Source organism: Couchioplanes caeruleus (assembly GCF_023499255.1).
Classification (GTDB): domain Bacteria; phylum Actinomycetota; class Actinomycetes; order Mycobacteriales; family Micromonosporaceae; genus Actinoplanes; species Actinoplanes caeruleus_A.
The window spans coordinates 8183360-8209586 of the sequence record NZ_CP092183.1 but is presented as its reverse complement, the minus strand read 5'-3'; the positions used below and the strand labels follow the sequence as shown (position 1 = coordinate 8209586).

Sequence of the window (26227 nt, the reverse complement as noted above, 5' to 3'; positions counted from 1 at the left end):
CCCACTGGGGTTAGTGCAAGAGGCCCGAAGCAGTGACTGTGCGTTGCGGCCATCGTCGAGCACACGGCTTACGAAGAGCGGGAGCGGACCCGCACGGACCCATGTACGCGAGGTGGCCGGCTACGCCAACCGGTGGTCAATGGACAGGGGCGACTCGTTCTTTACGACGCAGGCGGTATTCCCACTGCCTGCAACAGCTGACCGGTCCGACACGCTGACGAAAGACATAGGCCATGAAGAAGATCATCAGTTTGAGCGCGGTGCTGCTCGCCGGCGCCCTCACCACCGGCTGCGCCAACTCCGGCGCCGCCGGAGCCCCGGCCGAGCCGGCCGCACTGGAGCAGGGCCGCGCCCTGTACGAGCAGGTCAGCAACAGCCTGTACGGCACCTCCGCCGACCGCCTCGCAGCCGAGAAGGCCACCGCAGCCCGCTTCCAGGGCGCCCTGGCCACCTGTATGAAAGCCAAGGGCTTCACCTACCGGCAGGCCCCATCGGAGCAACAGACCGGCGGGCCGATCGGCCCCGACGACCTGTCCAGCCTCACCGAGATCAGCGACGACTTCGGCATTGCCACGGCCAAGCACCACCAGGCCGAAGTCGCCGACGTACTGCGCAAGGCCGACGAGGCCAACAAGATGACCGCCGAGGAAGAGGTCCAGTACGCCAAGGCCCTGAGCAGTTGCCCCGGCGTGGCGGCCAAGGCCGAACAACAAGCCTCGCCGATCATCCCGACCGCCATGGGCAAGGAGCTGACCGACACCTTCCGCGAGGTGGAGAAGACCCCCGCAGTCGCCGACGCCCTCGCCGCCTACGGCCCGTGCATGAAAGCGGCCGGGATCGCCGCGAAGGACCGCTCCCACGCCTACCAGATGGCCCTGGCCAAGTTTCCGCCCGCCGACCGCGGCGTGGCGGCCATGGAGGCCGACCCCCAGTGGGCCGAGGCCGTCGCCTTCGAGAAGAAGGCCGCCGCCGCGGACGCCACCTGCCGCCAGCCGGCGCAAGACCAGGCACTGGCAGCTGCGGCACCCCGCTTGCAGACATTCGTCACCAAGTACCAGGCCGCCCTCGACGCCGCAGACGCCAACTGGACCAAGATCCGCGCTGAGGTTTAGCAACCACGACGGCCGGCCCCGTCCGGGGCCGGCCGTCGTGCCTCAGCAGCACGCGGCCCGCTGCCGAGGGCTTACGGGGAGGTGCTGGAGCAGCCGAGTCGGACGCCGCGCGCACGCTACGCCGGTGAGTGCCATACCGCTGCGCGAGTGCACGAATCGACACGCCTCGCCGGCGACCCCGGGAAACGTCTCGAACAACTCCACCAGCGAACGGGCCGCCCCGGGCGGCCTCCCGACTACAGCCCGTCGATCCTGGCGCCGACCCCGCGGGTGGGGCCAGATCAGACCGTCACCACGTCACCCGATCGAGTTCGCCGTGGGGCCACTCCAAGCCGTCCTGGTGGGGCCACCGACGACCGTCACAATCACTTGACAAGGTGACCGACGGAACTGGCCCGGACGACGAGCCGCCTGCGCTCCCGCCGGGTCGCCGCTCGCGCCGCCGCCGGTAACGACCTCACCGGCGTGCCGCCCGGTACGGCGCCAGCCGTACCGGCGACAGGCGCTGCTGCATGCTCGTCAGTGCAGATAGCCGATTGCCAACCCTCCGCGCGTGTCCCGCTTGAGGTGTTCAAACGCGTTGTGCTGTTGGCGAAGACTCGGGTCCACCTGTGCGCTGTTGAGTGGGTATGCCGATGCACTAACGGCTGCAGTGTGTTCGTTGAAGCCGCAGATCGCGCATGATGATCGACCTCAGGGTCAGGCTCGCGTTCATTCGATCGATATCATAAGGAAAGTCACCTCGACGAGATGAGCGGCTGCTGGCGCCCGGCGCCAGGCAGTCGGCGAAGCCGTTCCGGGCGCCATCACGATCCTACGTGGATGCCTGGGCGTCGTGACTGGTCTGGTTCGTGCTTGCGGATGATCTCTCGGGTGACCGGGGCGGTGTCGCCGCGCCCGAGCAGGAAGTAGCGGATCATGTGAACCAATGGGCTGCCTTCGGCCCAGGCGAAGTAGCAGTGCGGTCGTATCCCGGTGGCGTCGCGCAGGGCGAGCAGGATCGCGGCGATGGCATTGGGCGCGGCCGGCGCCTCGGTCCGCAGAATGCGATAGCCGTCGACGTCGATGCCGTGCACGACCAGGGTGTCACTGAAACTGGAGGGGTCGACGACATCGACCTCCAGGAACAGGATGTCGTTGGCCCCGGGTACCGGGTTGTCGCCGCGCTGTTCCTGCTCCTTGAGCCGGTACTCGGCGGCATCACCGGCCTGACGGCGGTGGGCGACCAGATCGAGGGCACCGTCGAACTCCAGGGATTCGGTGATGAAACGGCGGGCGGTCTCGTCGAACTCGATGCTGTCCACGCGCAGTTCGGTGGTGCGGCTGACCCGGGAGATCAGCGACACTGCGATGATTCCGGCGATGAACAGCCCGGAGATGGCGATACCGTCCGGCTTCTCGATGATGTTCTCCACCAGCGCGTAGCCGAGAATGACGGTGAGCACAGCGAATCCGGCTGCGGCGCCGCGCTTGCGGTGGTGGAACGCCCAGACAGTGACGGCGAACGCGCCGGAGACCATCATGGCCAGGATGCCGGTGGCGTAGGCGCCGGCCTGGGCGTTGACGTCGGCGCCGAACGCGATCGTGATGATCACGCTGATCACCGTGTAGACCAGCACCACGGGGCGCACGGCCCGACCCCACTCCGGTGCCATGCCGTAGCCGGGCAGGTAACGCGGCACGATGTTGACCAGACCGGCCATCGCGGACGCCCCGGCGAACCACAGAATCAGGATGGTGCTGATGTCGTAGGCGGTCCCGACGATCTCACCGAGCTGTTCGTGAGCCAGCCAGGCCAACGCGCGGCCACTCGCTTCGCCGCCCGGCTCGAACTCCTTGGCCGGGATGAGCACAGTGGTGACGAAACTGGCGGCGAGCAGGTAAACGCTCATGATGACCGCAGCGGTGGTCAACAGCTTGCGGCTGTTGCGGACGCGGTTCTCCAGCTGCTGCCGGGCGTCGGCGCCCGGAGCAGCGACCAGAGGCATCATGCTCACCCCGGTCTCGAAGCCGGACAGGCCCAGCACCAGCAGCGGAAAGGCCACCACGGCCGGTTGCAGAAGCCCGCCGATGCCCCCGCCACCCACGTTGCCCAGCGCAGCGGTCCACGCTGACCATGCGCTGGGGTCGGTGATGACGTGGACCAGACCGGTGCCGATGACCAGGGCGTTGAGCCCGAGGAACACTGCGACCAGCGGGATGGCGACGCTGACGGCTTCGCTGAAGCCGAGCAGGAAGACGAACCCGAGCAGCAAGAGCAGCCCGACAGTCAGCGCGACCTCGTGGCCGTGCAGCAACGTCGGGAAGAACGGGTTTTCCACCACGTGCACGCTGGCGTCAGCCGCCGACAGGGTGATCGTGATGAGCCAGGACGTCGCGACGAAGCCCAGCAGCACCAAGACGAACAGCTTGCCCTGCCAGAACGGCAGCAGCCGCTCCAGCATCGCTACCGAGCCGGCGCCGTGCGGGCTCTCCCGCGCCACCCGCCGGTACATCGGCAGCACGCCGAACAGGGTGAGCGCGACGATCAGCAGGGTCGCCAAAGGGGAGACCGCTCCGGCCGCCGCGACCGCGATCGCCGGCACGTAGGCGAGGCTGGAGAAGTAGTCCACCCCGGTCAGGCACATGACTTGCCACCAGGGGTGCTGCTCGGTGTGTCCCTCGTCGGCGGCGGGGCCGACCGGCTGGACCCGATGACGCAGCAGCCAGCCGGCCAAGGCGCCCGACGGCCTACTGCCTTGAGCCGGGGAGTCCATGACGGCCGGGAGGGCGTACTCGGCGGGCGCCTGGCCCTGGGCGGATGGATCGTTCACCTGATCAGGGTACGGGTGGCACCACAGGGCCGGCCGGGCAGCGCTCGGGGCGGTAACGACTCGTCAATATTGGGCGGGGACCCGTAGTGGATGCGTTAACGGCCGTTCCGGAACGTCGCGGCGCGCGGTGTGCTTGTCCGGGCAATGACCGCACACCCTCGTCTAGGAGACCTGAAGTGGCTGATCTCGTGTTCGTCGGGCTCACGGTGGTGCTGTTCGTAGCGCTGTCCGTGCTGATCCGGGCGGTCGAACGCCGGTGAGCGTGGTCAACCTCATCGGTCTGATCGTGGCCGTGCTGCTCGGCGCCTTCATGGTCGCCGCCCTGCTGTTCCCGGAGAAGTTCTGATGGCCGGCTGGCTGTTCGTCATCACGCTGGTGCTCGCGCTCGTTGCGGTCTACAAGCCGTTCGGTGACTACATGTACCGCGTCGTGAGCGGCAACCGCGACACCGCCGTCGAGCGCGGCGTTTACCGCCTCGTCGGTGTCGACCGTGACGCCGAGCAGACCTGGGGCGTCTACGCCCGCAGCGTGCTCGCCTTCTCCGCGGTCTCGATCCTCTTCCTGTACGCGGTCCTGCGGCTGCAGGACAAGCTGTGGCTCTCGCTCGGCTTCGACCCGCTGCCCGGTCACCTCGCGTGGAACACCGCGGTGAGTTTCACCACCAACACCAACTGGCAGGCCTACTCGGGCGAGTCGACCATGGGCCACCTGGTGCAGATGGCCGGCCTGGCGGTACAGAACTTCGTCTCGGCCTCCGTCGGCATTGCGGTCGCGGTGGCGCTGGTCCGCGGTTTCGCGGTCCGCAAGTCGGCCACGCTGGGCAACTTCTGGGTCGACCTGACCCGCATCACACTCCGGGTACTGCTGCCCATCTGTGTCGTGGCCGCCATGATCTTCATGGCCGCGGGTATGGTGCAGAACCTGTCCGGCGGCGTCGACGTGACCACCCTGACCGGCGCCACCCAGCACATCACCGGCGGCCCGGTGGCCTCGCAGGAGGCAATCAAGGAACTCGGCACCAACGGCGGCGGCTTTTACAACGTCAACGCCGCGCACCCGTTCGAGAACCCGACAACCTGGACCAACTGGATCCAGCTGTTCCTCATCCTGGTGATCCCGTTCAGCCTGCCCCGGGTGTTCGGCCGGATGGTGGGGCAGAACCGGCAGGGGTACGCCATCGCCGCGGTCATGGCGATCCTGGCCGTGGCCAGTATCGCGCTGACGGTCGGTTTCGAGGTGCACGGCGCCGGCACCGTCCCGCAGGCGGTCGGCGCGGCGATGGAGGGCAAGGAGACCCGGTTCGGCATCCCCAACTCGGCCACCTACGCCGCGGTCACCACGCTGACCTCGACCGGCTCGGTGAACTCGTTTCACGACTCGTACACCGCCCCGGGCGGCATGATGCCGATGATCAACATGATGCTCGGCGAGGTCGCGCCCGGTGGTGTCGGCGCCGGCCTGTACGGCCTGCTCATCCTCGCCGTCATCACGGTGTTCGTGGCCGGGCTCATGGTCGGCCGCACGCCCGAATATCTCGGCAAGAAGATCGGCGCCCGGGAGATGAAGATCGCCTCGAGCTACTTCCTGATCACCCCGGCGCTGGTGCTGGTCGGCACCGCGGCCGCGTTCGCCACCGGCAACAACGCGACGGCGCTCAACGTCGGCCCGCACGGCCTGTCCGAGGTCCTGTACGCCTTCACCAGCGCCGCCAACAACAACGGCTCTGCGTTCGCGGGCATCACGGTCAACACCCCGTGGTGGGACACCGCGCTCGGCCTGGCCATGCTCCTGGGCCGGTTCCTGCCGATCGTGCTCGTGCTGGCCCTAGCCGGCTCGCTGGCCCGGCAGAAGATCACCCCTGAGTCGGAGGGCACTCTGCCCACCCACCAACCCCTGTTCGTCGGGATGGTCGTCGGCGTCACCGTCGTCCTCGTCGCGCTGACCTTCTTGCCCGCTCTCGCTCTCGGACCCATCGCGGAGGGCCTGTCATGACCACCCCCAGTCTGGAAAAACCGGCCGCCTCGGCCCCCGTACGGGCGGGAACGCTCGATGCGAACCAGCTGCGCCGCTCGCTGCCGCAGGCCCTGACGAAGCTCGACCCGCGCACCCTGTGGCACAACCCGGTGATGCTGATCGTCGAGGTCGGCGCGGTCTTCACCACGGTGCTGGCCGTCGTCGACCCCAGCGTGTTCGCCTGGATCATCACGATCTGGCTGTGGCTGACCGTCCTGTTCGCCAACCTGGCCGAGGCCGTCGCCGAGGGCCGCGGCAAGGCCCAGGCCGCCACCCTGCGCCAGGCCAAGCAGGACATGACGGCCTCCCTGCAGGACGGCCGCGAGATCCCGGCCACCCAGCTCGAGCTGGGCGACGTGGTCGTGGTCGAAGCCGGCCAGATCATCCCCGGTGACGGCGACGTCATCGACGGCATCGCCAGCGTCGACGAGTCGGCCATCACCGGCGAGTCCGCACCGGTGATCCGCGAGTCCGGCGGCGACCGCTCGGCCGTCACCGGCGGCACCAAGGTACTGTCCGACCGAATCGTCGTGCGCATCACGCAGGAGCCGGGGGAGAGCTTCGTCGACCGCATGATCGCCCTGGTCGAGGGGGCCAACCGGCAGAAGACGCCGAACGAGATCGCCCTCAACATCCTGCTGGCCGCGCTCACCATCATCTTTCTGTTGTCGGTGGTGACCCTGCAGCCCCTCGCGATCTTCTCTAAGGCGTACCAGGCGGCCGCGGCCGACACCGTCGCCCTCGACGCCAACGGTGTCACCGGCATCGTGCTCGTGTCGCTGATCGTCTGCCTGATCCCGACCACCATCGGCGCGCTGCTCAGCGCCATCGGCATCGCCGGCATGGACCGCCTCGTGCAGCGCAACGTCCTCGCCATGTCGGGCCGCGCGGTCGAGGCCGCCGGCGACGTCAACACCCTGCTGCTCGACAAGACCGGCACGATCACCCTGGGCAACCGGCAGGCCGCGGAGTTCGTCCCGGTCGACGGCGTCGAAGCGGCCATCGTGGCCGAGGCGGCCCAGCTGTCCAGCCTGGCCGACGAGACCCCGGAGGGCCGGTCGGTGGTCGTGCTGGCCAAGAACCAGTTCGGGCTGCGCGAGAGCGAGCCGGGGCTGATGCCCAACGCCACGTTCGTGCCGTTCACGGCGCAGACCCGGATGAGCGGCGTCGACCTGCCTGGACGGCAGATCCGCAAGGGCGCCGCCTCGGCGGTGATGAAGTGGGTGCGGCTTAACGGCGGTCAACCGACCGAGGATGTCGGCGAGATCGTCGACACCGTCAGCGGCACCGGCGGCACCCCGCTGGTGGTGGCCGAGCAGCTCGACGGACGGCCCGCCCGTGCGCTGGGCGTCATCCATCTCAAGGACGTCGTCAAGGCGGGCATGCGCGAGCGCTTCGACGAGATGCGCCGGATGGGCATCCGCACCGTCATGATCACCGGCGACAACCCCCGGACGGCCAAGGCGATCGCCGACGAGGCCGGCGTCGACGACTTCCTGGCCGAGGCCACTCCCGAGGACAAGCTCGCCTACATCAAACGGGAGCAGGAGGGCGGGCGGCTGGTCGCGATGACGGGTGACGGCACCAACGACGCGCCCGCCCTCGCGCAGGCCGACGTGGGCGTGGCCATGAACACCGGCACGTCGGCCGCCAAGGAGGCCGGCAATATGGTCGACCTCGACTCCGACCCGACCAAGCTCATCGAGATCGTCGAGATCGGCAAGCAGCTGCTCATCACCCGCGGCGCACTGACCACCTTTTCGATCACCAACGACATCGCCAAGTACTTCGCGATCATCCCCGCCATGTTCGCCGCCGTGTACCCGGGTCTGGACACGCTCAACATCATGCGGCTGCACTCACCCGGCTCCGCCATCCTGTCCGCGGTTATCTTCAACGCCCTGGTGATCGTGGCGCTGATCCCGCTGGCCCTGCGCGGCGTGCGCTACACCCCAGCCGGGGCCAGCGCGCTACTGCGACGCAACCTGCTCATCTACGGCCTGGGCGGCGTCATCGCGCCGTTCCTCGGCATCAAACTCATCGACCTGCTCATCCAGTTCATCCCCGGGATCTGACCATGCGACTTCCCTCCTGGCTGGCCCAGCACATCGCGGCACTGCGCGCCCTGCTGGTCTTCACCGTCCTGCTCGGGCTGGCGTACCCACTCGCGATGGTCGCGGTCGGCCGCATCCCCGGCCTGTCCGACCGGGCCGGCGGCTCGCTGATCACCGTGGCCGACAAGACCGTCGGCAGCAGGCTGATCGGCCAGTCGTTCACCGACGCCGACGGCAACCCTGACCCCCGCTACTTTCAGAGCCGCCCGTCCGCGGCCGGTGACGGCTACGACCCGACGTCGACCTCGGCCAGCAACCTCGGACCCGAGAGCATCGTCGACACCCTGTCCGACAACCCCGACGACGCGGCCCAGAGCCTGCTCACCCAGGTCTGCGCCCGCAGCGTGGCCGTCGGCAAGCTCGAGAGCGTCGATGGTCGCCGCCCCTACTGCACCGCCGACGGCGTCGGGGCGGTCCTCGCGGTGTTCCACCGCGACGGGCTCGCCGGCCCGGTCACCCGCGCCGTGTCGGTCAACCAGACCGGCACCCCCTTCCTCGCAACCTACGAGGGGGTGACCGTCGAGCCGGCCCGCACCGGCGAGGACTACCGGGCGCTGGGCGCGGTGATCACACCGATCCGCGGCGACGCCCCGGCCGACCCGGTCGTACCAGCCGACGCGGTCACCGCCAGCGCCAGCGGTCTGGACCCGCACATCAGCCCGGCCTACGCGAAGCTGCAGGCCCCGCGGATCGCCCGGGAACGCGGCCTCAGCGAGGACCGCGTACAGGAGCTGATCGAAGACCATACTGACGGGCGTGCACTGGGCTTCCTCGGCGAGCCGGCGGTCAACGTCCTCGAACTCAACCTGGCCCTCGACGGAAACTGAGAAAGGAGGCGGCGCCGTATGGCACGCGGAGAACTACGCATTTACCTCGGCGCCGCCCCCGGCGTCGGCAAGACGTACACCATGCTCGAGGAGGCACATCGGCGGGCCGAACGCGGCACCGACGTGGTGATCGCCTTCGTCGAGACGCACGGCCGCAAGCACACCGAGGCGATGATCGGTGACCTCGAGGTGTTGCCTCGCGCCGAGTTGCGCTACCGCGGCGCCGGTTTCACCGAGATGGACCTCGACGCGGTGCTGGCTCGCACGCCGGAGCTGGCCGTGGTGGACGAGTTCGCGCACACCAACGTGCCGGGCGCCCGCAACGCCAAACGCTGGCAGGACGTGCAGGAGCTTTTGGACGCCGGTATCTCGGTGCTGACCACGGTCAACGTGCAGCACCTGGAATCGCTCAACGACGTGGTCGCCCAGATCACCGGCGCCCCGCAGCGCGAGACGGTGCCCGACGCGGTGGTGCGGGCAGCCGAGCAGGTCGAACTGGTCGACATGACCCCCGAGGCGCTGCGCCGACGAATGGCCCACGGCAACATCTACCGGCCGGAGAAGATCGACGCCGCGCTCGGCAACTACTTCCGTACCGGAAACCTCACCGCCCTGCGCGAGCTGGCCCTGCTCTGGCTGGCCGACAAGGTCGAGGAACAACTCGACCGATACCGCGCCGACCACAAGATCGACGCCACCTGGGAGACGCGGGAACGCGTTGTCGTCGCCCTGACTGGAGGGCCCGAGGGCGACACCCTGATCCGCCGAGCGGCCCGGATCGCGGCCCGCACGAAAGGCGCCGACCTGATGGCCGTGCACGTGACCCGCAACGACGGCCTGGCCGGCGCCGACCCGGCCGCCCTGGCCCGCCAACGGGTGCTCGTGGAAAGCCTCGGCGGGTCGTACCACCAGGTCGTCGGAGCCGATGTGCCCCGCGCGCTGCTCGACTTCGCCCGCGCCGTCAACGCCACCCAAATTGTCCTCGGAGCGTCCAGCCGGGGCCGCCTCGCGCAGATCTTCTCGGCCGGCGTCGGCGTCACCACCACCGCGCTGTCCGGCTCGATCGACGTGCACCTGGTGACCCACGAGCGGGCCGGTCAGGGCCGCCGGGCCCGCCGCCCGCCCGCCGCGCTGTCGCGCCGCCGCCGCATCATCGGCCTCCTGACCGTGCTGGCCGGCTTCCCAGCCCTCACCACCATGCTCAAAATCGGCGACGGATTGACGCTGACCAACGACATCCTGGTCTTCCTCGCCGCGGTGGTCGGCGTCGCCCTGATCGGCGGCCTGTGGCCCGCCCTGCTTGCCGCCGTAGCCTCCTCCCTGCTGCTTAACTGGTACTTCACCCCACCCGTAGGCCGATTCACCATCGCCGAAAGCGAGAACCTGCTCGCCCTCGCCATCTTCGTGGTGGTCGCGCTCGCGGTCAGCTGGGTCGTCGACACCGCCGCCCGCAAGACCCGCCAAGCCGCCGAAGCTGGCGCCGACGCCCAGACCCTGGCCACCGTCGCCGGCGGTGTCCTGCGCGGCGAACGTCCGCTGATGGCGCTGCTCGAACGTCTGCGCGAAACCTTCAACCTCGACTCGGTCACGCTGCTGGACAACGATGTCGTCGTCGCCGAAGTCGGACAACCGGCCTGCACCCAGGCCGCCGACGCCGATGCCGAGATCAAAGTTGACGACGAGCTCACCATGCTGTTGAAAGGCCGGCCGCTGGCCGCCAGCGACCGGCGCATCGTCGAAGCGTTCGCCGCTCAGGCCACCCTCGCCCTGCGGCAGGAAAGGCTGACCGCCGAGGCCGCCACCGCCAAACCCCTGGCTGAAGCCGACCGCATGCGCACCGCGCTGCTCGCCGCCGTCAGCCACGACCTGCGCACCCCCCTCGCGTCAGCGAAGGCGTCGGTAGCCAGCCTGCGCAGCCCCGACATCCACTTCGACGACGACGACCGAGCCGCGCTGCTCGAGACAGCCGACGAATCACTCGACCGGCTCACCCGGCTGGTCACCAACCTGCTCGACATGAGCCGGCTGCAGGCCGGCGCCCTCGGCGTGGCCACCACCGACATCGGCGCCGACGAGATCCTGCCGCACGCCCTCGACGACCTCGGCCCCGCCGGACGCAACATCCGCCTGCACATCACTGACAACCTGCCCGACATACGCGCCGACCCCGGCCTGCTCGAACGCGTCATCGTCAACCTCACCGCCAACGCCCTGCGGCACAGCCCGGCCGACCGGCCACCGGTCATCACCGCCAGCACCCTGAGCGGCCTCGTCGAGATCCGCGTCGTCGACCACGGCCCAGGAATCCCCAAAGACCGCTGGGGCGACATCTTCCTGCCCTTCCAGCGGCTCGGCGACCGCGACAACCACACCGGCGTCGGCCTCGGCCTAGCCTTGTCGCGCGGGCTCACCGAGGCGATGGGCGGCACACTGACCCCCGACGAGACTCCCGGAGGCGGCCTCACCATGATCATCTCACTTCCCGCGGCGGAAGCGTCGTGACCCGAATTCTGGTCGTCGACGACGAGCCGCAGATCGTGCGCGCGCTCAGCATCAACCTGCGCGCCCGCAAGTACGAGGTGGACACCGCACCGGACGGCGTCTCCGCGCTGCGGGCCGCCACCCGCGTACGCCCCGACCTGGTGATACTGGACCTGGGCCTGCCCGACATGGAAGGCAACGACGTCATCCGCGGACTGCGAGGCTGGACCACCGTCCCGATCATCGTGGTGTCCGGCCGCTCCGGTAACCAGGAAAAGGTCAGCGCGCTGGACGCCGGCGCCGACGACTACATCACCAAGCCGTTCAGCATCGACGAACTCCTCGCCCGCATCCGCGCCGTCACCCGGCGCGTCCAGCCGGCCGACGACGCCCCGGTGATCGCCACGATTGGTGACCACACCATCGACCTGGCTGCCCGCTCTATCACCGGCGGCGACGCTGAGGTGCACCTGAGCCCGACCGAGTGGCAGCTGCTCGACCACCTCCTGCGCCACCCTGACAAGCTGCTCGGCCGCACCGCCCTGCTCAAGGAGGTTTGGGGCCCGCAGTATGCGACCGAGACCAACTACCTGCGCCAGTACATGGCCCGGCTGCGCCGCAAACTCGAGACCGACCCGGCCCGCCCCCGGCACCTGCTCACCGAACCCGGCATGGGCTACCGCTTCCGGCCCTGACGCCACGACCAAACTCTCGACACTGACAAAGATGTTCCGACGCCAGCACGAAGGGAAGTCAGGGCGGCGCTGGGAGGCCGGTGTTCAGCGCACTCGTTACCGTCTCGGAGTCGGCCTCGCTGAAGAAGCCGGTTTACGTGCGCGAACTAAACCTTGTGCTGTTCAGCGCTCTGTGCCTGCTCGGCGCCCTCAACACCGGCCACGACGGGGGCGCCGGCACCCTGCACGCCAATGCGCCGGCGGACGTACCGGCCCGGCTCGAGGCGCTGGGCATGCTCGGTGGCCTGCCGAGGGCCGCCCTGCACGCCCAGGCCGTGGCCGCCCTCCAGGTGATCCTCCAGGTGCGCCGGATCAACCGCGGCCGCGTCCTGGACTCGGTCGGGGTGCTGCTGCCGACGGGGGAGCAGCACCTCGCCACCGTCATCCCCGCCTGGCAGCGGGGACGCGGCGCGGGCCCGGGCGCGCCGGCCCTCGCCCGCCTGCTCACCGAACGAGGGGTGGCCGTCCCGCCCGTTCTGGGGTGCCAGGGATGACGACCGCCCTGCCCACGGTCTGGCCGTGGCTCCTCGCGGCGGCACTGCTGGTCGCCGCGGCGGTGGTCGCCGGATGGCCGGCCCGCCCGGTGCTGCGCCGCCTGGCCCCGCCCCGATCCCGCCCGCTGCCGTCGATCAACGGTTCCGCCGTACGCGCGGTGCTCACCCGGCGGCCCCGGCGCGCCTTGCTCGGTGCCGCCGCGACCGCCGCTGTGGCAGGCCTCGTCCTCGGTGGGCCGGTGGCCGCGCTGGTCGGAGCGGTGTACGCGGCGCTCGGGGCACGCGGGCTCACCCGGCGGCTCGGTCACCGGCAGGCGGCCGTCGAGCGGTCCCGCAGCCTCGACGAGCTGAGCGCCCTCGCCGCGGATCTCCGGGCAGGGCTGGGCTTCTCGGCGATGCCCGCGATCGGTGGGCGCCTCGGACGGCTTGCGGGGTCCGCGCAGCGGCTGTCCGACCGTACGGGCGCACCGACCGCCGACCTCGTCGACCGCATCGAGGCCGACGCCCGTGCCGCCGACCGGGCCCGGGGCGCCGCGGCGGCACAGGCCGCGGGCGCGCAGGCGACAGCGCTGCTGCTGGCCGCCCTGCCCCTCGGCGGGGTCGCGCTCGGCTACTCCATCGGCGTGGATCCGCTGCAGGTGCTGCTCCACACCCCGATCGGGGCTGCGTGCGCCACGGGCGCGGCGCTCCTGCAGGGCGCGGGGCTGACGTGGGCGGACCGCCTCAGCGCCGGAGCCGCGCGATGACGGCCTCCACGTGCGGTGCGGAGGCGATCCTGCGGGCCGGCGGCCCGGTGCAGATCCCGTTCCAGCCGTGTTGCGTCGCGGTCCTGCTTCGAGCATGCCGGACGGCGTACGCGGCACCGGCCACCGTGGCCTGCCCCCTGCGCGCCGACCTGCGAGCGCTGACCGCCGCGGCCACCGTCCCCGTCCCTGTTCCCCGGGCCGCCGCATGATTCGCCGTATCGTCGTCGCGCTCACCTGCGGCGCGGCGATCATCTGGTACGCCGGTCACTGGTGGGGCATGCCGGTCGCCGCGCTCGCCGCGTACGGGATCGACCGATGGCTGAGGCGCCAGGAGCCGGCCGACGTGCGCGCCAGTCGGACGCGAGCCGAGGCGGACCTGCCGCTCGCGGCTGACCTCCTGGCAGCGGCCCTGCGCGCCGGTGCACCGGTCGACCACGCCGTCTCCGCGGTCGCCGAGGCACTGGGTGGTCCGCTCGCCGAACGCCTCGACCGCGTAGCCCGTTCGCTCCGCCTGGACGCCGACCCGCCCGAGGCCTGGTCCCACCTGGCCGGCGTCAGGGGCGCGGACCGCCTCACCGCCGCGGCGGTCCGCTCCAGCACCAGCGGTGGGGCCCTGTCCGGGGCGTGTACGCGTCTCGCCGCCGACCTGCGGGCCGACCGGGCCATCGCCGCGGAGGCGGCCGCCCGGCGCGCGGGAGTCCTGATCGTCCTGCCCCTGGGCCTGTGCTTCCTGCCGGCGTTCCTGCTCGCCGGCCTCGTACCGGTCGTCGTCGCGGTCCTCGGCGACGTCCTCTGACTCATCGACCACGACAAGAAGGAGCATCCGTGTACCGACTCATCGCCCGCCTCGCCGCCCTCCGTGCCGAAGCCGGCCGCGACGACGGCATGAACACCGCGGAGTACGCGGTCGGCACCCTGGCCGCTGTCGCCTTCGCGGGCGTCCTGCTCAAGGTCCTGACCAGCCCCAACATCCAGCAGTCCCTGGCCCGGGTGATCAACGAGGCCCTGAAGTGACCGAGCGTCGGCAGTCCGGCCGCCCCCGACAGTTACCCGCTGATCCGGGGCCTCCGTCCACACAGGGTGGTCTCGGACGAGCCCCGGCCCACGGCCGCGACCGCGGGTCGTTCACAGCCGAGCTCGCGGCCGGGCTGCCGGCGCTCATGCTTCTGCTTCTCTCCGGCCTTACCGCGGTCAGCGCGCTGACGACCAAGGGCCGCTGCGTCGACGCCGCCCGCGAAGGTGCCCTCGTCTCCGCCCGCGGTGGCCAGGGAGCGCAGGAGGCGAGCCGGATAGCTCCCGGCGCCCACGTGGAGCTCACCGGTGACACGGACACCGTGACGGTGACCGTACGGACGCCGGTGGCCGTCCTCGGCGCGCACCTGCCCGCGATCACGGTGGAGAGCAGCGCCACGGCGGCGCGGGAACCGGAGCTGATCCCGTGACGGGCCGCGACCGCGGTGCCGCCTCGATCTTCGTGCTCGCGGTCGGGCTCGTGCTCGTCGCCGGCGGTATGGCGGGCGCTGCCGTCGGCGCGGCGCGCGTCGGACGGCACGAGGCTCGCACCGCGGCCGACCTCGGCGCGCTCGCCGGGGCCATGCGTGCCGTCGAAGGTCAGCAGGTGGCGTGCGCGCGGGCCGCGGAGCTGGTGTCGGCGAACGGCAGCCGGTTGACCGGCTGCCGGCTGGAAGGCCGGGAGATCGTGGTCGAGGTCGACACGGTGGTGACGCCGCTGCCGGGCCTCGAACGCCACGCGTCCGCCGCGGCCAGAGCCGGCCCGGTCCTCCGTTGACCGGGTCTTCAGGCCGCGTTCGGCTCGTCCGCGGCGGCACGGTTCGGCAGGGACGCGAGCACGGCGTCCAGAACGGAGATCGCCTTGTCCTTGTCGAGGGGGTTGTTGCCGTTGCCGCACTTCGGGCTCTGTACACACGACGGGCACCCGGCATCGCACCCGCAGGAGGCGATCGCCTCCCGGGTCGCCCGCAACCACTGCGCTGCCGTCCCGTACGCCCGTTCGGCGAAGCCCGCGCCGCCCGGATGGCCGTCGTACACGAAGACCGTCGGCGCCTGCGTGTCCGCGTGGTTGGCGGTCGACAGGCCGCCGATGTCCCACCGGTCGCAGGTGGCCATCAGCGGCAGGAGGCCGATGGCGGCGTGCTCCGCGGCGTGCAGGGCGCCCGGCACGTCCGGGGGTTCGACGCCCGCGGCGAGCAGGGTCCGCGGCGAGACGGTGAACCAGACGGCGACCGTACGCAGCTCGCGGGCCGGCAGGTCGAGCGGACGGGTGTCGATCACCTCGCCGGTGCCGATGCGGCGGCGCTGGTACGAGACGACCTGGTTGGTCACGTCCACCTCGCCGAGGAACAGGCCGACCGGGCCGGCGTCCACGTACTCGCGGACCGAGACCACCGACAGGTCCGTCACGTCGCGGGCATGGGTGGACCAGTCCGGCTCCGCCGCGTGGACGAGCGCCACCGCGTCGTCCAGGTCCAGGTCGTCCACCACATAGGAGGCACCCTGATGCAGGTAGACCGCACCCTGGTGGAGCATGACGTGCGACGAGCCCTGGTCGACCGTGCCGAGCAGGCGGCCGGTGGCCGACTCGACCACGGCGACCGGGGCGCCGCCCGTGCCGCGCAGGTCGACCTCCGGGCGCCCCTGGTGGGTCCAGTACCAGCCCGTCGGGCGTTTGCGCAGCGCTCCCGTACGGGTCAGACCCTCCACCGCGGCATGCGCGGCGCGGCCACCGAACATCTCCAGGTCCGCCGGGCGCAGCGGGGCCTCCGCGGCCGCGCAGCACAATTGCGGGCCCAGCACGTACGGGTTGGCCGGATCCAGCACGGTGGCCTCGACCGGGCGGCCGAACAGCGCCTCGGGATGATGCACGAGATACGTGTCCAGCGGGTCGTCGCGCGCCACGAGAACCGCGAGCGCCTCGCCCCCGGCCCGGCCCGCACGCCCGGCCTGCTGCCACAGCGACGCGCGGGTACCCGGGTAGCCGCAGATCAGCACCGCGTCCAGCCCGACGAGATCCACACCCAGCTCAAGGGCGTTCGTCGACGCGAGGGCCAGCAGCTCACCCGACATCAGGGCCCGCTCGATCGCGCGCCGGTCCTCGCGCAGATAGCCCGCCCGGTACGCCGCCACCCGACGCCCGAGCCCGGGAACCGCCTCGTCGAGGGAGCGCCGCGTCATGGTCGCCACGACCTCCGCGGCGCGCCGGGAACGGACGAAGGCGAGCGTACGGGTGCCCGCGACCACCGCGTCGGTGAGCAGATCCGCCGTCTCGCTCAGCGCGGACCGTCGCGTCGGTGGCAGATCGGGATCCTCGTGCGGCAGCAGCGGTGGTTCCCACAGCGCGAAGGTGACCGCCCCTCGCGGCGACGCGTCCTCGGTCACCGCGGTCACCGGCAGCCCGGTGAGGCGCGACGCCGCGTCCTCCGGGTCGCCCGACGTGGCGGATGCGAGAACGAACGTGGGGGAGCTGCCGTACTGGGCGGCCAACCGGCGCAGGCGGCGCAGGACGTGCGACACGTGCGAGCCGAACACGCCCCGGTAGGTGTGGCACTCGTCGATCACGACGTACGCGAGACGGCGCAGGAAAGGTGCCCACCGGGCATGCCCGGGCAGCATGGCGTGGTGCAGCATGTCCGGGTTCGTCAGCACGAAACGGGAGTGCTGCCGGATCCACTCGCGCTCGTCGCGCGGCGTGTCACCGTCGTATGTGGCCGGCCGTACGCCGTCGAGCCCCAGGCGCGCGACGGCCCGCAACTGGTCCGCGGCGAGCGCCTTGGTCGGCGAGAGATACAGCACGGTCGCCCGCGGGTCCTCGAGCAGCCGGCTCAGCGCGGGCATCTGGTACGCGAGGGACTTGCCGGAGGCCGTACCCGTGGCGAGCACGACGTGCTGCCCCGCGTGGGCGAGCGAAGCCGCGGCGGCCTGATGCTCCCAGGGCTCGAAGCCGTACGCCTCCCGCAACGACCGCGGCACCCACGCCGGCCACGGCACCGTACGCCCGGCCCGCGCCGCGACCCGCTCGACATGCGTGATCGACGAATCCTCTACTGACGCCCGCCGCACCCGGAGCCGGTGCAGCAGCTCGGCGGGCCCCAGCGCGGCAAGCCCAGCCGGGCCGCCTTCTTCCCGTGGCGCAGCTACGCGCGGGACCGCATCGTCGGTTCGGGCGGCGGGAACGGCCGGTTTGCCCTGACCCGCCGCGGGGATGCCCGGAACAGTGGCCGAAATGTCCGGTGCTGTCGAGCTCACGTCCTGCACTGTGACATCGGTATGCCCCGAACCCCAAACGGGTACGACGGTGGGTGCCGCGCGCCGGGGGATGACCGTCGGTGGTTAGATTCGCTGGGGAGATCGGCTGCCTGAGGGCTTGCCCGGAGGGAGGAGGACCGATGGAGCTGTCGCTGACCAGCCGGACCGTCGGCGAGCACACGGTGCTCGACGTCGGCGGTGAGGTCGACGTCTACACGGCCCCGCGCCTGCGCGAACGTCTCGTCGAGCTGGTCGACGGGGGATCGCGTCACGTGGTGGTGGACCTCGGCCGGGTCGACTTCCTCGACTCCACCGGGCTGGGCGTGCTCGTCGGCGCCCTCAAGCGGTTGCGCGCCGCCAACGGCACCTTCGGCCTGGTCTGCTCGAAGGAACCGCTGCTCAAGATCTTCCGGATCACCGCCCTCGACCAGGTCTTCCCGATCTACCCCTCCATCGAGGCGGCCACCTCGACGGCGTCCGGCGAACGCGACGACACCCCTCCGACGGCGTGATGGCGACGGTACGGCTGTCGTTCTCGCCCGCGCCGGTGCACGTACGCACCGCCCGGCTGGTCGGCGTCGCGGTCGCTCGGCGCGCGGGGGTCGCCGAGGACCTGCTCGACGAGGTGCGCCTGGCGATCGGCGAGGCCTGCACCCGAGCGGTGGCGCTGCACAACCAGTACAACCTCCCCGACCTCGTCATGGTCGAGATGTCCGACGCGGACTCGTACATGGTCCGCGTGATCGACCGCGCGCCGATCGAGGCGAGCATCGGCCTGACGAAGCTGCCGCCGGACGAGCTGGCGGACGAGTCGCTGACCGACGAGGCGCTGACCACGGGCGTGGGGTTCGCGCTGCTCGCCGGCTTCGTCGACGACCTTCAGGTCCGCCCGGTCGAGGAGGGCGCGGGCACCGAGGTCCGCATGGTCTGGCCGGTCCACCGCCGCTGACCCACCCCGGCCCCACCGCCGCCCGGCCCGGCTCAATGCTGGTCCACGTCGGCTTGCACCGCGGCCCGCGCCGGCTGGACCGTTGGCCGGCGTCGGCTCGGACGGCGGCCTGCGCCGGCTGGGCCGGTGGCCCGCGTTGGCTTGAACCGCGGCCTGCGCCGGCTGGACCGGTGGTCCGCGCCGGCTCGGACCGCGACCTGCGCCGGCTCGGCTGGTGGCCCGCGTCGGCTTGATCGTCGCCGCGCCGGCGTAATCACCGCGTGCGCCGCGCTGCCGACGGCGCTGCCGGGACCAGAATGTCGTGCCCGGCGACCACAGTCCGGGAGCCCTTCGCCCGCGCGCCGGACCCACGGACCGCGGTCTGAAAGGACATGATGGACAGCACGACCCGAGGCGGTCGCCCGCGACCGGAAATGACGCCATGCGAACGGTGCCGGACGAAGGGTAAGCCTCTGTCGAGAGCCCCGCGCAAACACCACTCAGCGCAAAAAGGACACCGTTCGGCGCAAGGCACCGGAAAGCCCAGCTAGGAGCGCGGAGCCTAGGCCGTCACCCGTTCGAACGCCAACCGCTAACACAGCGGTAAACATCACCACGACACGGCCGGAGCCAGGTGTGACCACCACCACCCCTGGCCGCTACAGTACGCCGGTAATCAGCTACTGCTCCCTGGTCCCGCGGCCGCGGGACCCGGTTTGTCGTCTCCCCGGATGCGGGGATGCGCCCGGTTCGTCCACTACCGGGTGCGGTCGGTGTACAGGAGGACATTGATGTCCGGGACCTCCATATCCCTCGCCGCGGAGAGCGGCGGGGCGTCCCTCAGCGGTTCGAACGTCACGTTCGTCATCGTCGCGGTGGTGTTCGCGCTCGTCGCGCTCGCCTTCGCCGCCATGTTCGTGCAGTCGGTCCTCAAGGCCGGGCGCGGCACCACCAACATGCAGGAGATCGCGGGGGCTGTGCAGGAGGGTGCGTCCGCGTACCTGTTCCGGCAGTTCAAGACCCTGGCGATCTTCGTCGTCGTCGCGGTCGTGCTGCTGTTCCTGCTGCCCGTGCACGGGAACAGTGACAACGAGACCGCGGTGAAGATCGGCCGGTCGCTGTTCTTCGTCGTCGGCGCGGTGTTCAGTTCGTTCATCGGTGGCGCCGGCATGGCGCTGGCGACGCGGGCGAACCTGCGCGTCGCCGCTGCCGCGGGTGAGGCCGGCGGCCGCGAGAAGGCGATGGGCATCGCGTTCCGTACCGGTGGCGTGGTCGGCTTCCTCACCGTGGGCCTCGGCCTGTTCGGTGGCGCGCTGGTCGTGCTCATCTACCGCGACGACGCCCCGACCGTGCTCGAGGGCTTCGGCTTCGGGGCCGCGCTGCTCGCCATGTTCATGCGGGTCGGCGGCGGCATCTTCACGAAGGCGGCGGACGTCGGCGCCGACCTGGTCGGCAAGGTCGAGCAGGGCATCCCGGAGGACGACCCGCGCAACGCCGCGACGATCGCGGACAACGTGGGCGACAACGTCGGCGACTGCGCCGGCATGGCGGCCGACCTCTTCGAGTCGTACGCGGTCACGCTCGTCGCCGCCCTCATCCTGGGCCAGGCGGCGTTCGGCCAGGACGGCCTGATCTTCCCGCTGATCGTCTCGACGATCGGCGTGGTCATCGCCATCGTCGGTGTCTTCATCACGCGGCTGCGCGCCTCGGACCGCAACGGCCTGACCGCCATCAACCGGGCGTTCTACATCTCGGCCGTGCTGTCGGCGATCATCGTGGCGATCGTCAGCTTCATCTACCTGCCGGCGACCTTCGCCGGGTTCAACGACGCCTCCCTGGACGCCGGTGTCGTCGCCAGCGGCCGTGACCCGCGCCTGGTGGCCATCGGCGCGGTCGTGATCGGCATCGTGCTCGCCGCCGCCATCCAGGCCCTGACCGGCTACTTCACCGAGGTGCAGCGGCGCCCGGTGCAGGACATCGGCAAGTCGTCGCAGACGGGTGCGGCCACGGTGGTCCTGGCTGGCGTCAGCGTCGGGCTGGAGTCGGCGGTCTACTCGGCGCTGCTCATCGGCGCGGGTGTCTACGGTGCGTTCCTGCTCGGCGGTTCCTCCATCACGCTGTCGCTCTTCGCGGTCGCGCTGGCCGGCACCGGCCTGCTGACCACGGTCGGCGTCATCGTCGCGATGGACACCTTCGGGCCGATCTCGGACAACGCGCAGGGCATCGCCGAGATGTCGGGCGACGTGGACGAGCGCGGCGCGCAGATCCTGACCGAGCTCGACGCGGTCGGCAACACCACGAAGGCGATCACCAAGGGCATCGCGATCGCGACGGCCGTCCTCGCCGCCACGGCGCTGTTCGGCTCGTACACGAACACGCTGTCGTCGTCGCTGGCCGACGCCGGGATCAGCCCCGACCGGATCGGCGGCGAGATCCTCGGCCTGCTGAACATCTCCAACCCGCGCAACCTGGTCGGCCTGCTGGTCGGCGCCGCGGTCGTGTTCCTCTTCTCCGGCCTGGCGATCAACGCCGTCTCCCGCTCGGCGGGCGCGGTCGTGATGGAGGTACGCCGCCAGTTCCGCGACTTCCCCGGCATCATGGACGGCACTCAGCGTCCCGAGTACGGCCGCGTCGTCGACATCTGCACCCGGGACGCCCAGCGTGAGCTGCTCACCCCGGGTCTGCTGGCGATCATGGCGCCGATCGCGGTGGGCTTCGGCCTGGGCGCCGGCGCGCTCGCGGCGTACCTGGCCGGTGCGATCGGTGCGGGCACGCTGATGGCGGTGTTCCTGGCCAACTCCGGTGGTGCCTGGGACAACGCCAAGAAGCTGGTCGAGGATGGCGCGTACGGCGGCAAGGGCTCCGACGCCCACGCCGCGACGGTCATCGGCGACACCGTCGGCGACCCGTTCAAGGACACCGCGGGCCCGGCCATCAACCCGCTGCTGAAGGTGATGAACCTGGTGTCGCTGCTGATCGCCCCGGCCGTCGTGGCCTGGAGCGTCGGCACGGACCAGAACACCGCGCTGCGCGTGACGATCTCGGTCGTCGCGGCGCTGATCATCGTGGCGGCGGTCGTCTGGAGCAAGCGCAAGCCGATCTCCATGGGCGACGAGGCCCCGGCGGCGGCGTCCACCTCGGAGAAGGTCAGCGCCTGATCCGAAGCGGTCTGGGAGGGCACTCGGCGCTCGCCGGGTGCCCTCCGTCGTACGTTGGCCGTACGCTGCAATCCATGCGCACGGCCCGCTCCACCTTCTTACTCATCGTCTGCTCACTCGTCGTGACGCTGGGTGCGTGTTCGAGCGGTCCCGCGCCGCGCGCCTGGGCCACCTCGGTGTGCAAGGTGCTCGCCCCCTGGCGCACGGAGATCGGCACGCTCGCGACCCGCACGCAGCAGCAGATGACCGCAGCGACGACGCCCGCCCAGGCGAAGGAGAACCTGATGCGGCTCTTCGGCGGCGCGGAGTCGGCCAGCGAGAAGGCCCGCGCCGGAGTGGAGAAGGCCGGCGTGCCCGACGTAGACCAGGGCGAGAAGGTGGCGGAGAGCTTCACGGCGTCGCTGAGCGCCATGCGCGACGCATACGGCCGGGCCCGGACGGGCATCGAAGGGCTGCAGACCAGCCCGTCGAAGGACTTCTACGCCAAGGTCGGCACGGTCGTCGAGACGTTGAACACCGAGTACAAGGCGAGCGAGCTCGACACCAGCAACCTCTCGTCGGTCGAGCTCAAGGAAGCGTTCGACGAAGTCCCGGAGTGCCGCTGATCATGGCAAAGAGCGAAGTCCCGGAGAGCCGCTGATCATGGCCGAGCCCGGGTGGCCGCTGATCCCGCGCGAGGTGCTGCCCGCGCCGGTCGAGCCCGCCCGCGTCCGGTCCCGCCGGGCCGCTGTCACCGCCGCCGCGCCCTCCGGCAAGCAGCTGTCCGTCTTCGGGGTGGAGGCCGTCGACCCTTCGCTGGCCGACCTGGCGGGCCTGCTGGCCGGCCCGGGGACGCTGGGCCGGATGGGTGGTACGGCCCGCGTCGCCGTCCAAGTGGACGCGGCCTGGCGGGTGCACGTGCTGGTCGAGGAGCTCGTCTGTCGGGGCCTGGTGGTCAACTGGCACCCGGTGGCGGCGGAGCCGCCCGAGGAGCGGGTGGCCGAGCTGGTCGCGGTGCCGGTGGACGAGGAGGCGGCGAACGAGACCGCCGCAGAGCAGACGACCGACGAGGAGACCGCCGGGGAGAAGCCCGCGGAGGAGCCGTTCGCGGAGGAGCCGTCCGAGGCGGCAGGGACCGAGCAAGGCAGCGAGGAAGCGCCTCCCGCGGCGTTCGAGGTGCGGACCGCGTACAGCAGCCGTCTGAACGGTCTTGCCCGCAGCTGGCCGCCGCCCTCCGGCAGGCTGTTCCTCAACGGGCCGAGGCTGCGGCTATGGGTCGCCGCGGCGGGGTCACCCCGGCCGCAGGGGTACGCGCTCGGTCTGAATCCCGACGGGTTGCTTGACAAAGCCATTGATGACGCTCTCGCCCGGGTCGGGCTGGCGGGCACGATCCAGGCCGGTCCGGCGTACGTGATCGCAGGTGGCAGGCGTCTCACCCGGCTCGCCGAACTGATCGGCGAACGGCCCGCCGCGGCCCCGGCGCGGCTGTGGCCGGGCGGCGCCGCTGCGTGATCTTCCCCGATTGTGTACGACACGACGGCATGTTCCCGGTGTACGGTGTCGCCGTCGGACGCGTGCGGTGGCCGGACCGTTACCATCCGACTTCTGTCTGCCCGGGGAATGCCAGCTCGTCCGGCGCGTTACGTTGAACGTCCGCGTGCCCGCCGTCCGCGACGGGCCGCCGAGTGAACCGAAGTGTGGGAGTGCCGTGCCGAGTAACGCCAGGACGACCCGTCTGGTCATCGTCGAGTCCCCGTCGAAGGCCAAGACGATCGCCGGTTACCTGGGGCCCGACTATTTCGTCGAGGCCTCCTTCGGCCATGTCCGTGACCTGCCGAAGAACGCCGACGAGGTGCCCGAGAAGTACAAGGGCGAGTCCTGGGCGCGGCTCGGCGTCGACGTCGACAACGGCTTCCACCCGCTCTACGTCGTCTCCTCCGACCGCAAGCAGCAGATCGCGAAGCTGAAGCAGCTGGCCAAGGAGGTCGACGAGATCTTCCTCGCCACCGATGAGGACCGCGAGGGCGAGGCCATCGCGTGGCACCTGGTCGAGACGATCAAGCCGAAGGTCCCGGTCAAGCGGATGGTCTTCCACGAGATCACCCGGCCGGCGATCCAGGCGGCGGTCGCCAACCCGCGCGAGATCGACAAGGACCTGGTCGACGCCCAGGAGGCGCGGCGCATCCTCGACCGGCTGTACGGCTACGAGGTCAGCCCGGTGCTGTGGAAGAAGGTCATGCCGAAGCTGTCGGCGGGCCGGGTCCAGTCCGTGGCGACCCGCATCGTGGTCGAGCGCGAGCGCCAGCGCATGGCCTTCCGCACGGCCGAGTACTGGGACATCAACGCCCAGCTGGCCGTGCAGGGCAAGGTCGAGGGGCCGCGCAACTTCTCGGCGACGCTGATCGCGCTCAACGGCGACCGCATCGCCACCGGCAAGGACTTCGAGCCCACCACCGGGCGGATCAAGCCCGGCGCGTCGGTCGTGCACCTCGACGGCGACGGCGCCCGCGGGCTCGCCGCCCGGCTCGAGGACCGCCCGTTCCAGGTCACCCGGGTCGAGGAGAAGCCGTACCGGCGCCGGCCGTACGCGCCCTTCATCACCTCGACGCTGCAGCAGGAGGCCGCGCGCAAGCTGCGCATGTCCTCGGCGCAGACCATGCGGGTGGCGCAGCGGCTGTACGAGAACGGTTACATCACCTACATGCGTACCGACTCGGTGAACCTGTCGGAGACGGCCATCGCGGCCGCCCGCCGGCAGATCGCCGAGCTGTACGGCGAGCGCAGCGTCCCGCCGGAGCCGCGCCGCTACACCGGCAAGGTCAAGAACGCCCAGGAGGCGCACGAGGCGATCCGCCCCGCCGGCGACACCTTCCGGGCGCCGGGCGAGCTGGCCAAGGAGCTCTCCGGCGACGAGTTCCGGCTGTACGAGCTGATCTGGCGCCGTACGGTCGCCTCGCAGATGACCGACGCGGTCGGCAACTCGATCTCCGTGCGCATCCGGGCGGTCTCCACCGCTCAGGAGGAGGCGGACTTCGCCGCGACCGGCAAGACGATCACCGACCCGGGCTTCCTGCGCGCCTACGTCGAGTCGTCCGACGACGAGAACGCCGAGGCCGAGGACGCCGAGCGCCGCCTGCCCAACCTCGTCAAGGACCAGCCGCTGACCGCCGAGGAGCTCGCCGCGGTCGGCCACCACACCAGCCCGCCGGCGCGCTACACCGAGGCGTCGCTGGTCAAGGCGCTGGAGGAGCTGGGCATCGGCCGCCCGTCGACGTACGCGTCGATCATGCAGACGATCCAGGACCGCGGGTACGTGGAGAAGCGCGGCCAGGCGCTGATCCCGACGTTCATCGCGTTCGCCGTGATCGGGCTGATGGAGAAGCACTATCCGCGGCTGGTCGACTACAACTTCACCGCCGCGATGGAGAACGACCTCGACGGCATCGCCGGGGGCGACCACGCCTCGCTGGACTTCCTCAGCGCGTTCTACTTCGGCAGCCAGAACGCCGACCCGGAAGACTCGATCGCCCAGGCGGGCGGCCTGCGCAAGCTGGTCACCGACAACCTCAGCGCCATCGACGCGCGGTCGATCAACTCGATCCCGCTCTTCGACGACGAGGAGGGCCGGCTCATCGTCGTGCGGGTCGGCCGGTACGGGCCGTACCTGCAGCGTCAGCTCCCGGAGGCGACCGAGGAGTCGCCGAACGACCGGGTCTCCATCCCGGACGGTGTCGCGCCCGATGAGCTGACCCCCGAGAAGGTCAGGGAGCTGTTCCTCGGCGGCGGTGGGGAGAAGAGCCTCGGCGAGGACCCGTCGACCGGCGAGCCGGTGGTGCTCAAGTCCGGCCGCTTCGGCCCGTACGTGGAGAGCGGGGAGCGGCGGTCGTCGCTGTTCCGCACCCAGTCGCCGGAGACGCTCACGCTGGAGCAGGCGGTGCAGCTGCTCACCCTGCCGAGGGTCGTCGGCAAGGACCCCGAGGGTGCGGAGATCGTCGCCAAGAACGGCAAGTTCGGCCCGTACGTGCAGCGCGGCACCGACTCGCGGTCCCTGCAGCGCGAGGACGAACTCTTCACGATCACGCTGGACGAGGCGCTGGCCCTGCTGGCCGCCCCGAAGACCCGCCAGCGCGGCGCGGCCAAGCCGCCGCTGCGTGAGCTCGGCCCCGACCCGGCCACCCAGAAGCCCATGGTGATCAAAGAGGGCCGGTTCGGCCCGTACGTGACCGACGGCGAGTTCAACGCGTCGCTGCGGCGCGGGCAGACGCCGGAGGAGCTGACCGTCGAGCAGGCCTCGGAGATGCTCGCCGAGAAGCGCGCGAAGGGTCCGGCGCCGAAGAAGGCCGCGAAGAGGGCGCCGGCCAAGAAGGCCGCCGACGGTGCCGAGCCCGCGAAGAAGGCCGCCACCAAGAAGGCCACCGCGAAGAAGGCGCCGGCCAAGAAGGCGACCGCCCGCAAGGCGACCAATGCCGCGCCGGCCGCCAAGAAGGCAGCGCCGAAGAAGGCAGCCCCCGCGAAGGCCACGGCCGCCGCCGACTGAGCCACACGGCGCGCGGGGTACGGCAGGA

General features: G+C 70.9%; 21 protein-coding genes and 1 pseudogene. 20 read left to right on the top strand and 2 right to left on the bottom strand.

Features of this window, described 5'->3' with window-relative positions; translation table 11 throughout:
* Positions 1-233 precede the first annotated feature (233 nt).
* Positions 234-1112 carry a hypothetical protein gene (locus tag COUCH_RS37765; protein WP_249609906.1) on the top strand — a complete coding sequence of 293 codons (879 nt, stop codon included), beginning with the start codon at positions 234-236 and terminating at the stop codon, positions 1110-1112.
* Between the two features lie 806 nt (positions 1113-1918).
* Here the strand turns inward: COUCH_RS37765 and COUCH_RS37760 are convergent.
* Positions 1919-3868 (bottom strand): small VCP/p97-interacting protein, encoded by a 1950-nt coding sequence (locus tag COUCH_RS37760; protein WP_249609905.1) that lies wholly within the window; start codon positions 3866-3868, stop codon positions 1919-1921.
* Positions 3869-4181: 313 nt separating this feature from the next.
* On the opposite strand from COUCH_RS37760, the gene kdpF reads away from it, so the two are divergent.
* From kdpF to COUCH_RS37695, 13 genes and pseudogenes are all read left to right on the top strand, one after another.
* The gene (kdpF, locus tag COUCH_RS37755; protein ID WP_249609904.1) at positions 4182-4271 is read left to right on the top strand and encodes a K(+)-transporting ATPase subunit F; all 90 of its coding nucleotides are present in this window, start codon (positions 4182-4184) and stop codon (positions 4269-4271) included.
* Complete coding sequence (gene kdpA, locus COUCH_RS37750) at positions 4271-5917, top strand: potassium-transporting ATPase subunit KdpA (RefSeq protein ID WP_249609903.1); 1647 nt, start codon at positions 4271-4273, stop codon at positions 5915-5917. The genes kdpF and kdpA overlap by 1 nt, the downstream gene beginning before the upstream one ends.
* Positions 5914-8013, top strand: coding sequence for a potassium-transporting ATPase subunit KdpB (gene kdpB / locus COUCH_RS37745; protein WP_249609902.1), 2100 nt, complete (start codon positions 5914-5916; stop codon positions 8011-8013). Before kdpA ends, kdpB begins: the two co-directional genes overlap by 4 nt.
* Before the next feature lie 2 nt (positions 8014-8015).
* A complete protein-coding gene (locus tag COUCH_RS37740) occupies positions 8016-8879 on the top strand; it encodes a potassium-transporting ATPase subunit C (protein WP_249609901.1) in 864 nt (287 codons plus the stop codon).
* An 18-nt stretch (positions 8880-8897) separates the two neighbouring features.
* Complete coding sequence (locus COUCH_RS37735) at positions 8898-11381, top strand: DUF4118 domain-containing protein (RefSeq protein ID WP_249609900.1); 2484 nt, start codon at positions 8898-8900, stop codon at positions 11379-11381.
* Entirely contained in the window at positions 11378-12055 is a 678-nt protein-coding gene (locus tag COUCH_RS37730) for a response regulator (protein ID WP_249609899.1), read from the top strand. Before COUCH_RS37735 ends, COUCH_RS37730 begins: the two co-directional genes overlap by 4 nt.
* 176 nt (positions 12056-12231) lie before the next feature.
* A pseudogene (locus COUCH_RS37725) lies at positions 12232-12588 on the top strand (ATPase, T2SS/T4P/T4SS family); the annotation flags it as partial.
* Positions 12585-13334, top strand: coding sequence for a hypothetical protein (locus COUCH_RS37720; RefSeq protein WP_249609898.1), 750 nt, complete (start codon positions 12585-12587; stop codon positions 13332-13334). The pseudogene COUCH_RS37725 and the gene COUCH_RS37720, both read left to right, overlap by 4 nt.
* Positions 13331-13543, top strand: coding sequence for a hypothetical protein (locus COUCH_RS37715; protein WP_249613962.1), 213 nt, complete (start codon positions 13331-13333; stop codon positions 13541-13543). The genes COUCH_RS37720 and COUCH_RS37715 overlap by 4 nt, the downstream gene beginning before the upstream one ends.
* The gene (locus tag COUCH_RS37710) at positions 13465-14130 is read left to right on the top strand and encodes a type II secretion system F family protein (protein WP_249613941.1); all 666 of its coding nucleotides are present in this window, start codon (positions 13465-13467) and stop codon (positions 14128-14130) included. Before COUCH_RS37715 ends, COUCH_RS37710 begins: the two co-directional genes overlap by 79 nt.
* Positions 14131-14171: 41 nt before the next feature.
* Complete coding sequence (locus COUCH_RS37705; protein ID WP_275980153.1) at positions 14172-14348, top strand: DUF4244 domain-containing protein; 177 nt, start codon at positions 14172-14174, stop codon at positions 14346-14348.
* Positions 14345-14776: a TadE family type IV pilus minor pilin gene (locus COUCH_RS37700; protein ID WP_275980046.1), complete on the top strand. Its 432-nt coding sequence runs from the start codon at positions 14345-14347 to the stop codon at positions 14774-14776. Before COUCH_RS37705 ends, COUCH_RS37700 begins: the two co-directional genes overlap by 4 nt.
* A complete protein-coding gene (locus tag COUCH_RS37695; protein ID WP_249609897.1) occupies positions 14773-15123 on the top strand; it encodes an Rv3654c family TadE-like protein in 351 nt (116 codons plus the stop codon). The genes COUCH_RS37700 and COUCH_RS37695 overlap by 4 nt, the downstream gene beginning before the upstream one ends.
* Positions 15124-15131: 8 nt before the next feature.
* Here COUCH_RS37695 and COUCH_RS37690 read toward each other — a convergent pair whose 3' ends face one another.
* Positions 15132-17555 carry a DEAD/DEAH box helicase gene (locus COUCH_RS37690; RefSeq protein WP_430641024.1) on the bottom strand — a complete coding sequence of 808 codons (2424 nt, stop codon included), beginning with the start codon at positions 17553-17555 and terminating at the stop codon, positions 15132-15134.
* 182 nt (positions 17556-17737) lie between these two features.
* On the opposite strand from COUCH_RS37690, the gene COUCH_RS37685 reads away from it, so the two are divergent.
* The 6 genes from COUCH_RS37685 (at position 17738) to topA (ending at position 26199) form a co-directional block, all read left to right on the top strand.
* Positions 17738-18109, top strand: coding sequence for an STAS domain-containing protein (locus COUCH_RS37685; RefSeq protein WP_249609896.1), 372 nt, complete (start codon positions 17738-17740; stop codon positions 18107-18109).
* The gene (locus tag COUCH_RS37680) at positions 18106-18546 is read left to right on the top strand and encodes an ATP-binding protein (protein WP_249609895.1); all 441 of its coding nucleotides are present in this window, start codon (positions 18106-18108) and stop codon (positions 18544-18546) included. The genes COUCH_RS37685 and COUCH_RS37680 overlap by 4 nt, the downstream gene beginning before the upstream one ends.
* A gap of 770 nt (positions 18547-19316) precedes the next feature.
* On the top strand, positions 19317-21683 hold the full coding sequence (locus COUCH_RS37675; RefSeq protein WP_249609894.1) for a sodium-translocating pyrophosphatase: 2367 nt from the start codon (positions 19317-19319) through the stop codon (positions 21681-21683).
* Positions 21684-21757: 74 nt separating this feature from the next.
* Positions 21758-22288 (top strand): hypothetical protein, encoded by a 531-nt coding sequence (locus tag COUCH_RS37670; protein ID WP_249609893.1) that lies wholly within the window; start codon positions 21758-21760, stop codon positions 22286-22288.
* A 37-nt stretch (positions 22289-22325) separates the two neighbouring features.
* Complete coding sequence (locus tag COUCH_RS37665; RefSeq protein WP_249609892.1) at positions 22326-23174, top strand: hypothetical protein; 849 nt, start codon at positions 22326-22328, stop codon at positions 23172-23174.
* Positions 23175-23370: 196 nt separating this feature from the next.
* Positions 23371-26199, top strand: coding sequence for a type I DNA topoisomerase (gene topA, locus COUCH_RS37660; RefSeq protein WP_249609891.1), 2829 nt, complete (start codon positions 23371-23373; stop codon positions 26197-26199).
* Positions 26200-26227 lie beyond the last annotated feature (28 nt).

Excerpts from the sequence above, each read along its gene's own strand:
- COUCH_RS37715 (WP_249613962.1), top strand. The coding sequence starts at position 13,331 with ATGACGGCCTCCACGTGCGGTGCGGAGGCGATCCTGCGGGCCGGCGGC.
- COUCH_RS37685 (WP_249609896.1), top strand. The coding sequence starts at position 17,738 with ATGGAGCTGTCGCTGACCAGCCGGACCGTCGGCGAGCACACGGTGCTC.
- COUCH_RS37760 (WP_249609905.1), bottom strand. The coding sequence starts at position 3,868 with ATGGACTCCCCGGCTCAAGGCAGTAGGCCGTCGGGCGCCTTGGCCGGC.
- COUCH_RS37670 (WP_249609893.1), top strand. The coding sequence starts at position 21,758 with ATGCGCACGGCCCGCTCCACCTTCTTACTCATCGTCTGCTCACTCGTC.
- kdpA (WP_249609903.1), top strand. The coding sequence starts at position 4,271 with ATGGCCGGCTGGCTGTTCGTCATCACGCTGGTGCTCGCGCTCGTTGCG.
- COUCH_RS37740 (WP_249609901.1), top strand. The coding sequence starts at position 8,016 with ATGCGACTTCCCTCCTGGCTGGCCCAGCACATCGCGGCACTGCGCGCC.
- COUCH_RS37675 (WP_249609894.1), top strand. The coding sequence starts at position 19,317 with ATGTCCGGGACCTCCATATCCCTCGCCGCGGAGAGCGGCGGGGCGTCC.
- kdpB (WP_249609902.1), top strand. The coding sequence starts at position 5,914 with ATGACCACCCCCAGTCTGGAAAAACCGGCCGCCTCGGCCCCCGTACGG.
- COUCH_RS37765 (WP_249609906.1), top strand. The coding sequence starts at position 234 with ATGAAGAAGATCATCAGTTTGAGCGCGGTGCTGCTCGCCGGCGCCCTC.
- COUCH_RS37735 (WP_249609900.1), top strand. The coding sequence starts at position 8,898 with ATGGCACGCGGAGAACTACGCATTTACCTCGGCGCCGCCCCCGGCGTC.
- COUCH_RS37720 (WP_249609898.1), top strand. The coding sequence starts at position 12,585 with ATGACGACCGCCCTGCCCACGGTCTGGCCGTGGCTCCTCGCGGCGGCA.
- COUCH_RS37665 (WP_249609892.1), top strand. The coding sequence starts at position 22,326 with ATGGCCGAGCCCGGGTGGCCGCTGATCCCGCGCGAGGTGCTGCCCGCG.